Origin of the sequence: Methanobrevibacter sp., from assembly GCF_045539575.1 — an archaeon.
Taxonomy (GTDB): domain Archaea; phylum Methanobacteriota; class Methanobacteria; order Methanobacteriales; family Methanobacteriaceae; genus Methanocatella.
On record NZ_JAZQFM010000081.1, the window covers coordinates 1 to 8,476 of the forward strand.

Below are 8,476 nucleotides of genomic sequence, written 5' to 3' on the forward strand. Positions count from 1 at the left end.
GTCAATGCGGCAAAAAACATCCTTAATAAAGGTTTAGAAGTCGTTGGGACGACGGCGCAGTAAAAAAAAATTTTCCAAAAAAATTTCCATATTTTTTTTGGTTTGCGAATCCCCGCCGTCTACAACGGTGGGGAAGTTCAACGCTCGTGAGATTATTAAGAAATAATTTCTCTACTATTTTTTTATTCTGATTTTCAATTTAGGTTTGCTTAAAATTCTTTATTTCCAATTCTGTCTATTTTTAGGATTGTCTAAACTATTTTTTTGATTATCAAAAATTATTTTTTTGTTTAGCTAAATTTTATTCTTTGTTTAACCTAAAAAAGCTTTTAAATCGAATACTTTAAATATGATAAATTAGTTAATCTAATATGTCAAATAACTTGTGTGACTAAATTGGGGATGGAACTGTCACTGGGTTATATTGCAGATGTAATCAAATAACTTTTTTTCTGAGCTTCAAGTTGTGATTTTATACAATATTTGTTTGTATTTAGGTATGCCTAAAATATATATAATATTGTTTACATATGTAGTGATGTAATAATTTAGTTTTGCCTAAATTATTGCGCAAATTAAAAATTTTTTTTAGGATGGTATAGAAATGAAACGTGAAGATATAATTAATACTTGTGTAGAACATAAACATGCTTTAATTTTTGCAGCAGGAATCGCAACAGCTATTGTTGGTAAAAAAATATTAGAATCAAAAGTTGTTAAAGATGCCGCAACCCAAGGTATGGCTACCGTAATGTCTGCTAAAAAAGATGCAGAAGAATGCTTCCAAGACATGAGAGAAAACGCAGAAGACATTGTTGTTGACGCTCACGAAGAAGATAAAAAAGAAATTTACGTAGAAGCAAAAGATTAGATTTAATTTTTCAAGGTAATAAAAATGAAATATCAAGTAATGCATGATAGCGGGTCTCGTTTAAGAGTCCGTGCCGGCCAATGGGCCTTCACAAAAGAGGAAGGCTATGGTCTCGCTTCATTACTTTTAGATCAGGATTTTATTCATGACGTTTTCACATCACACCGAAACGGAAGTATCACAATATACTATGACGGTGATGATGAAAGTAAGCAAAAAATATTCAAGATTCTAAACGGAATAACCATTGATGATTTGTTTGAAGCTGAACCAACTCAAACTCAGGTTTCAAAAGAAATCACTGACGATTTCTACCTGAAATTGTCCAAAATGATTGGACGCAGGTTGCTTGGAAGATGGTTCTTGCCTCTCCCAATCAAAAACGCTTTAACAATCTATCGTGCAATCCATTATGTTTGGCATGGATTGGACAGTTTAACAGACTTCCGTGTAGATGTGGCTTTACTCGATGGTGCTGCAGTTGCAGGAGCATTGTTACAAGGACAATACCAACCAGCAAGTTCCATGATGTTCTTGTTGTCAATCTCCGACGCTTTAGAAGACTACACAGTACAGAAAGCTAAAAGCACATTAAAAGACAGTTTAGCTTTAAATATTGATACAGTTTGGGTAGTCGGAGATGACGGTGAGGAAAAACAGGTCCCTGCATTGGATATTGAAAAAGGAGATAAAATCAAAGTCCATATGGGTGATGTGATCCCTGTAGACGGAAAAGTAGTTGACGGCGAGGCAATGGTTAATGAGGCTTCAATGACTGGAGAGCCTTTAGCTGTTCACAAGTCTGAAGGCAAGACAGTTCATGCCGGAACAGTCATTGAAGAGGGAAATATTATTGTTGAAGTTTATTCAATGAATAAGGAAACCAGATTGAACAAAATCATTGACTTGATTGAAAATTCAGAGGATTTAAAGGCTGAAACTCAAAGTAAGGCAGAAAAACTTGCCGATTCAATTGTTCCATACAGTTTCCTTGCAACAGCATTGACATATCTGATTACAAGAAATGCATCAAAGGCATTGTCTGTACTGATGGTTGATTTCTCATGTGCAATCAAATTGACCACTCCACTATCAATCATATCTGCAATGCGTGAAGCGTCAGACAACAGAATGATGGTTAAAGGTGGAAAATTCCTTGAAGCATATGCTAATGCTGATACCATTGTATTCGATAAGACCGGAACTTTGACCAACGCAACACCGAAAGTTGTGGAAGTCATTCCAATGTCTAGAAGATACAAACGTGACGACATCCTAAGGATGGCAGCATGTATTGAGGAGCACTTTGCACACAGTATCGCTACAGCTATCGTAAAACAGGCTGAAGAGGAAGGTCTCAAACATGAAGAGGACCACAGTGAAGTTGAATATATTGTAGCTCACGGTATTGCAACCGAATATGACGGTAAACGTGCAGTAATCGGATCAAGGCACTTCCTGTTTGATGATGAAGGAGTCAAGCTAACCAAAACTCAAGAGAAAAAGGTCGAAAAAGAGGCAAAAGAGCATTCTGTTGTTTATCTGGCAATCGACGGAAAACTTGAAGGACTTATTTGCATTGACGACCCTGTCCGTGACGAGGCAAAATATGTAATCGAAGAGCTGAAGTCATTGGGCATTGAAAATGTCATCATGCTTACAGGAGACAGTGAAAGCGGTGCTAAGGCAGGTGCTAAGGCATTGGGTATCACAGAATACAGGTCACAAGTGCTTCCTGAAGATAAGTCAAGAATTGTTGAAGAGCTTAAGGCTGAAGGCAAGACAGTTATCATGGTAGGGGACGGAATTAATGATTCACCTGCTCTTGCGGCTGCGGATGTGTCCGTTTCAATGAAACATTCGTCTGATATTGCCCGTGAGGTTGCAGATATTTCACTCCTTTCCGATGATTTGTATGATCTTGTAACACTTAGAAAACTGAGTGCAGGAATGTTGGACAAAATCAACTCCAACTACCGCAACATTGTAGCTGTAAACGGTTCATTATTGGTTTTAGGTGTAATGGGTGTAATTCCACCGTCAACATCTTCAATGGTGCATAACCTGTCTACAATGCTGTTCGGTGCAATGAGTACCAAATCTGTTTTAAAAGATAATGATTTCTCAAACGATATTGAAGTAGAGGCTATTGAAGTAGCTGATGCTTCATAATCTTTTCTTTTTTTTATTAGTGTATTATATAGTTTCCATTTTGCTTATTTTTAAAAAAGATTTATTAATGACTTTAACGATAGTTATAACTAATAGTTAAATGGAGGTAAAACACATGGCAAATCCTATACTCGCAGCGATATTATCATTCTTGATTCCAGGATTAGGTCAAATCTATGCTGGTGATATGCAAAAAGGATTAATATTTATTGTAATTTTGATTGTATTGATTATTGTTGGTTTCTTTACAGGATTACTGACAACCATTATTAATATAATTTTCTCAATCTATGCTGCATATGACGCTTACAAATTAGCACAGTAGATTTTTGATTTTATTCAATATTCTTAAATTTCTTTTTTTTATTTTCTTTTTCTCTTTTTGTTCATGACTATTTTTTTTAAAGTTTTTATATGATGTTAACATAATTATTAATGTATAAAAATTTTAATTAAGTGATGAAATGTTTGATAATTACAAGAATAAATTTATTCCGTTAATTGTGCCAATAATTTTAATATTATTCTGGTATTTAATAACTAATGGATTTGGATTATTTTCTTCATATATTCTACCAGGTCCTTTAGATGTGATAAATTCAGCTTGGAACGTCATTGAAAACGGAAAACTTCTAACAAATACTATCGATACTTTATTCAAAGTATTTGCAGGTTTGATTTTAGCTTCTGTTGTAGCTATTCCTGTAGGTATTATTCTTGGATGGTATAAGACCTTGGAAGACTTATGTACCTTTGTAATAAGTATTCTAAGACCGATTCCTCCTGTTGCATGGATTCCATTTTCAATTCTTTGGTTCGGTATCGGAACCGTTCCTGCAGTGTTTATTATATTTATGGGATGTGTGTTCCCTATTTTGGTTTACACCATAGATGGGGTCAAAAGAACTGATAAGGTGTTAGTGGAATCTGCTCAGACTTTAGGTGCTAACGACTGGAACGTTTTAAGAAGAGTTGTAGTTCCTTCAACCGTTCCGTATATCGTTTCCGGTTTAAAAGTCGGTATTGGAATCGCTTTGATGTGTACAATTTCAGCGGAAATGATCGGTTCAAGCAGCGGTTTAGGTTACATGATTTTAACAGCAACCAACCTGTTTGATACAGGTACTACTGTTGTAGGTATGTTAGTAATAGGTTTGATAGGACTTGTATTTGACTTTGTATTTACAAAAGCTCAAGACAGGATATTTTGGTAGGTGTTATGAATGTCAATTGAAGTTAAAAATATTAACAAATCCTTTAAAAGCAAAAAGACAGATAAGTTATCTGTTTTGGAGGATGTCAATTTAACTATTGATGATGGAGAACTGGTTTGTCTTTTAGGACCTTCCGGTTGTGGAAAGACCACTCTTTTAAGATTAATCGCCGGCCTTGATCAGCCTACTTCCGGAGAGATTGTTGCAAATGGTGAAGTTGTCAAGAAGCCATCCGGAGACAGGGCGGTAATTTTCCAGCAATATTCCCTATTCCCATGGCTGACTGTTTTGCAGAATGTTACCTTCGGTTTGGAGATGACCAAGAAGGGTTCAAAAGAGGAAAACATTCAGGCTGCAGAAAGATATTTGACAAGTGTCGGTTTAATTGACTTTAAGGATAGCTATCCTCATGAACTTTCAGGTGGTATGAAACAAAGGGTTGCAATTATTAGATCCTTGCTTAACCATTCACCTATCTTGCTTATGGATGAGCCGTTTTCTGCATTGGATATGCAAAATAGACACAAGCTTCAAGAGCAGCTTATTGGCGTTTGGAAAAGATTTGAAAATACAATCGTTTTTGTAACCCATGATGTTGATGAGGCGGTGTTTTTGGCCGATAAGATTGTGATAATGGATAGAAATCCAGGACGTATTGCTTATGTAGTTGATGTTGATATTGAAAGGCCAAGAAAAAGAGACTCTCCTGAATTTATAGCTCTTCAGGAATCTATAGTAAAAGATTTAAATATGGAAGAATAGTTTTTAAACTATTTTTTTAAATTTCTTTTTTTATTTTTAAAATTTCATTTTTAATTACATTTACGCATTTTTCGTCATTTTCATTAATGCGCACTGTGCATTCTGCTTTCATGTCATGCTCTTTGAGCAATTGCTGCACGTTTAGGTTATATTCAACGGTGGCATCCTTTGTTTTCAAAATGGTTTCAGGACAGCAGTTTTCGCATCCGTTAACGGCAATGACTTTGTGGTTTTGTGCAAGGTCAATGAATTTCTTGAAGTTTCCTCCGCTTGCCACCACACAGCAGTATTCGATATCATGGTGCTCTACTGAGAGATCATACACGCTGACTCTTGACACTTCTCCTCGGGGATTCATTCCGCTGCATGCGCAAAGTACAATTTTTTCATCCATAATATCACAGTTTGGCTATTAAAGTTCCGTAATTTCCGTTTTTTATTCCTTCATATACATAATCCAATGCTTTTATGATTGAAGTGTGCAGGTCATTGTTTTTTGCAAGATATGCTGTAATTGCTGCTGATAAGTTACAGCCTGTTCCGTGAAGGTTGTCAGTTTCAATAAGCTCCTGCTTTTTGATTGAGATGCCTCCGTCAATATTGATGGTGTTGATGCCGTCAAGATGGCCTCCGGTAATTAAGTTGCTGCAGACTATTTTTTCAGAGGCTTTGATTGCATCCTCTTTGGTGTTAATCTTCAATCCGGTTAACTTTTCAGCTTCACTGATGTTTGGGGTTGTCAAAACGGATTTTGGAAGTAAATATCTGTTGAATGCATCTGCAATGTCTTCCCTGGTTAGGTCTCCTCCTGATGTTGCAACCATTACAGGGTCAACCACTGCCTTTAAATCATACTCCCTAATCTTTTCAGCGACCAGTCTGATGATTTCCGGGGAGTACAGCATTCCGGTTTTGATGAATTCCACGTCATATGAGTCCATAACTGAATCAATCTGTTCGGAAATGTATTCCTGTGGCACAGGTTGTGTTGAAAAAAATTTATATGGATTTTGAGCGGTTAAGGCGGTTACCACTCCTGTTCCATAAACTCCGATTGCCTGAAATGTTTTCAAATCGGCAAAGACCCCTGCTCCGCCTGAAGGGTCAACTCCTGCAATGCTCATTACAATCATCTAATCAGCTCTTGTGACTTTAATTCTTTCGCTTCCCCTGAACGGTTCAAATGTCACCTTCAGTTCCTTCAGGTATTGTCTGGTGTGTGTTTTCTCACCGTGTATCATGATTTCGCCCAAATCTTCAGCGGTATTCACATCCAGTGCCATGAATAGTGAATCATGAACTTGAGGATTCAGTTTTTTCCTCTCTGCGGCATTGACATGTTCCTTATAGCTGAATCCCTCGAATCTGGTTCTGATTGCCATAGGCTTCATGATAATCATGTTTGTTCCGCCTCCTTTTGACGGAACGATGATGAAATCAAGGTTTTTTGATGCGTCAATCAGCATCTTGACATTGGTTTTCCCGATGAGAGGAATGTCTGATGGAACAATCATGATTTTCCTTGCCTTTCCCTTGCAGTATTTCATTGCCTGTGTGAGGGCCTTGTTCAAATTGGAGTTTTCATCCTCTAAAATGGTGTCCAGATTAAGGCTTTTGGCATAGCTTAGAACATCCTCGTCACGGCTGATTATGAAAATCTTGTCAACATGCTTTTTCAGTGTGTCAGTGACGTCCTGAAGCATTACCTTAAGGAGCTTTTCCCTTTCTTTTTCTGTAAGGAAGGGTGATAAACGGGTTTTTGCATTTTTGAATTTGCTTACGGGGATTATTGCATAGATGTTGTCCATATTATCACTAGTAGGTTTTAGCTATTAAAGCAACGTATTTGGCATCCTTGCCGCTTGCTATACATTTGCCTTCTGAGACCTCTTCCTGAATTCCTAAAACGTCATAACCTGTTTTTTCTTCAATTTCATGTCCGACTTCTTCATCTCCGCACCAGTAGAATTTGACGACATTTCCGGATTCCACGAGTTCTGCAACTTCATCAAGACTGTTTGCAAACTTGACATGTTCCTTCATGAAGTCCCATGCCTGTGAGGTGAGGTTTTCTGCAGATTCATCCAATAGTTTAATTATATTGTCTGCTAAATTGCCATCCAATGGAATTTCGGTTTTCTCTTCGGTGTCTCTGGTCATTGCGATTGTAATGTTGTTTTCGAGGTCTCTTGGACCAAGTTCAAGTTTGATTGGAGTTCCTTTAAGCTCCCAGTCGTTGAATTTTTTACCAGGTCTGATGTCCCTGTCATCAATGTTGACTCTCAGTCCTGCGTCTTCGAGTTGCTCTTTGATTTTACTGCATTTTGCTAAAACTTCTTCTTTTCCTTTTTTAAATAGGATTGGAATGATTGTTACCTGATTCGGTGATACTTTTGGTGGCAGGCGTAAACCTTTGTCGTCCCCATGGATTCCGATTAATGATGCAATGACCCTGTCGGAAACTCCTGCACAGGTCTGATAAACAAGCTTGTGTTCTCCGTCCTTGTCTTCAAAGGTAATGTCAAATGTTTTTGCAAAGGTCTGGCCTAAATTGTGTATTGTACCGATTTGAAGGGTTTTCCCGTTAGGCATGATCACGTCGAATGCCATGGTGTAGTCTGAACCCGGGAACTTGTCCCATTCAGGCCTTTTGGAAATCAGGTATGGAATTCCCAAATCGTCAAAGAACTCCTTGTATATTGCGATGAAGTCCTGGATTTGTTCATCTGATTCCTCTTTTGTTGCATGGGCGGTGTGTGCCTCTTTAAAGGTAGTGATTTCCCTGACTCTAATCAGAGGTCTGGTATGCTTAGTCTCGTATCTGAAAGTGTTTACAATCTGATACATTTTAATAGGAAGGTCAATGTGGGTCCTGATCCATAATGAGTACATAGGATATATTGCAGTTTCACTGGTTGGTCTTAATGCCAGATGTTCATTCAAATCCCTTTGACCGCCTTTTGTCACCCAGTACACTTCGTCTTCAAATCCCTTTACGTGTATTCCTTCTTTTGCAAGTTCACTTTCCGGAACAAGCATAGGGAAGAGAACTTCATCATGGTCCTTATCCAGTAATTTTTTAATAATGTTCATGGAATGTTTTCTTATCTGAAAACCGTATGGCCTCCAGACTGCCATTCCCTTAATGGGATACCTTGACTCAGTTATGTCCGCTTGTTCTAATATGTCATGAAACCATTCATCAAAATTTTCCACCATATCACCTAAAATATTTTTATAATATTAAATATTATGTCTTTAATGACTATTAAAGTTATATTTTCACGGACGCTTTTTAATTGTTTTTTAAGAATTTGAGTCTGTAAAATTTTATAGGCTTCTTTCAAATTTTATTTTTTTACAGTTGAAATTTCACTTCGATGAAAATTCGTTCTAATTTTTCTTTAATTTTAAAATAAATGCTTAAAAAATAGTAAATTACTTAAATAAGTGAGGA

9 protein-coding genes are annotated in these 8,476 nt (G+C 37.0%); 5 read left to right on the top strand and 4 right to left on the bottom strand.

Features of this window, described 5'->3' with window-relative positions:
* Window positions 1-604 precede the first annotated feature (604 nt).
* The 5 genes from ACKI30_RS10315 to ACKI30_RS10335 all read left to right on the top strand — a co-directional run bounded on the left by ACKI30_RS10315 (window position 605) and on the right by ACKI30_RS10335 (window position 5,019).
* Window positions 605-871, top strand: coding sequence for a DUF6110 family protein (locus tag ACKI30_RS10315; RefSeq protein ID WP_292740627.1), 267 nt, complete (start codon window positions 605-607; stop codon window positions 869-871).
* 24 nt (window positions 872-895) lie between these two features.
* Window positions 896-3,043 (top strand): heavy metal translocating P-type ATPase, encoded by a 2,148-nt coding sequence (locus ACKI30_RS10320; RefSeq protein WP_407412196.1) that lies wholly within the window; start codon window positions 896-898, stop codon window positions 3,041-3,043.
* 115 nt (window positions 3,044-3,158) lie between these two features.
* Window positions 3,159-3,368: a DUF6677 family protein gene (locus ACKI30_RS10325; RefSeq protein WP_407412198.1), complete on the top strand. Its 210-nt coding sequence runs from the start codon at window positions 3,159-3,161 to the stop codon at window positions 3,366-3,368.
* A gap of 139 nt (window positions 3,369-3,507) precedes the next feature.
* Window positions 3,508-4,257, top strand: coding sequence for an ABC transporter permease (locus ACKI30_RS10330; RefSeq protein ID WP_407412200.1), 750 nt, complete (start codon window positions 3,508-3,510; stop codon window positions 4,255-4,257).
* Window positions 4,258-4,266: 9 nt separating this feature from the next.
* The gene (locus ACKI30_RS10335) at window positions 4,267-5,019 is read left to right on the top strand and encodes an ABC transporter ATP-binding protein (protein ID WP_407412202.1); all 753 of its coding nucleotides are present in this window, start codon (window positions 4,267-4,269) and stop codon (window positions 5,017-5,019) included.
* Window positions 5,020-5,035: 16 nt separating this feature from the next.
* Here the strand turns inward: ACKI30_RS10335 and ACKI30_RS10340 are convergent, their stop codons facing one another.
* The 4 genes from ACKI30_RS10340 to proS are packed head-to-tail and all read right to left on the bottom strand — an operon-like array spanning window position 5,036 to window position 8,238.
* Window positions 5,036-5,413 (bottom strand): putative zinc-binding protein, encoded by a 378-nt coding sequence (locus ACKI30_RS10340; protein WP_407412204.1) that lies wholly within the window; start codon window positions 5,411-5,413, stop codon window positions 5,036-5,038.
* 4 nt (window positions 5,414-5,417) lie between these two features.
* Entirely contained in the window at window positions 5,418-6,152 is a 735-nt protein-coding gene (gene thiD / locus ACKI30_RS10345; protein ID WP_407412206.1) for a bifunctional hydroxymethylpyrimidine kinase/phosphomethylpyrimidine kinase, read from the bottom strand.
* Window positions 6,153-6,827, bottom strand: a complete 675-nt coding sequence (cofC, locus tag ACKI30_RS10350) for a 2-phospho-L-lactate guanylyltransferase (RefSeq protein WP_407412208.1) — start codon at window positions 6,825-6,827, stop codon at window positions 6,153-6,155.
* Window positions 6,828-6,834: 7 nt separating this feature from the next.
* On the bottom strand, window positions 6,835-8,238 hold the full coding sequence (gene proS, locus ACKI30_RS10355; RefSeq protein WP_407412210.1) for a proline--tRNA ligase: 1,404 nt from the start codon (window positions 8,236-8,238) through the stop codon (window positions 6,835-6,837).
* Window positions 8,239-8,476 lie beyond the last annotated feature (238 nt).

Excerpts from the sequence above, each read along its gene's own strand:
- ACKI30_RS10325 (WP_407412198.1), top strand. The coding sequence starts at position 3,159 with ATGGCAAATCCTATACTCGCAGCGATATTATCATTCTTGATTCCAGGA.
- thiD (WP_407412206.1), bottom strand. The coding sequence starts at position 6,152 with ATGATTGTAATGAGCATTGCAGGAGTTGACCCTTCAGGCGGAGCAGGG.
- ACKI30_RS10330 (WP_407412200.1), top strand. The coding sequence starts at position 3,508 with ATGTTTGATAATTACAAGAATAAATTTATTCCGTTAATTGTGCCAATA.
- ACKI30_RS10340 (WP_407412204.1), bottom strand. The coding sequence starts at position 5,413 with ATGGATGAAAAAATTGTACTTTGCGCATGCAGCGGAATGAATCCCCGA.
- ACKI30_RS10335 (WP_407412202.1), top strand. The coding sequence starts at position 4,267 with ATGTCAATTGAAGTTAAAAATATTAACAAATCCTTTAAAAGCAAAAAG.
- ACKI30_RS10315 (WP_292740627.1), top strand. The coding sequence starts at position 605 with ATGAAACGTGAAGATATAATTAATACTTGTGTAGAACATAAACATGCT.
- ACKI30_RS10320 (WP_407412196.1), top strand. The coding sequence starts at position 896 with ATGAAATATCAAGTAATGCATGATAGCGGGTCTCGTTTAAGAGTCCGT.
- proS (WP_407412210.1), bottom strand. The coding sequence starts at position 8,238 with ATGGTGGAAAATTTTGATGAATGGTTTCATGACATATTAGAACAAGCG.
- cofC (WP_407412208.1), bottom strand. The coding sequence starts at position 6,827 with ATGGACAACATCTATGCAATAATCCCCGTAAGCAAATTCAAAAATGCA.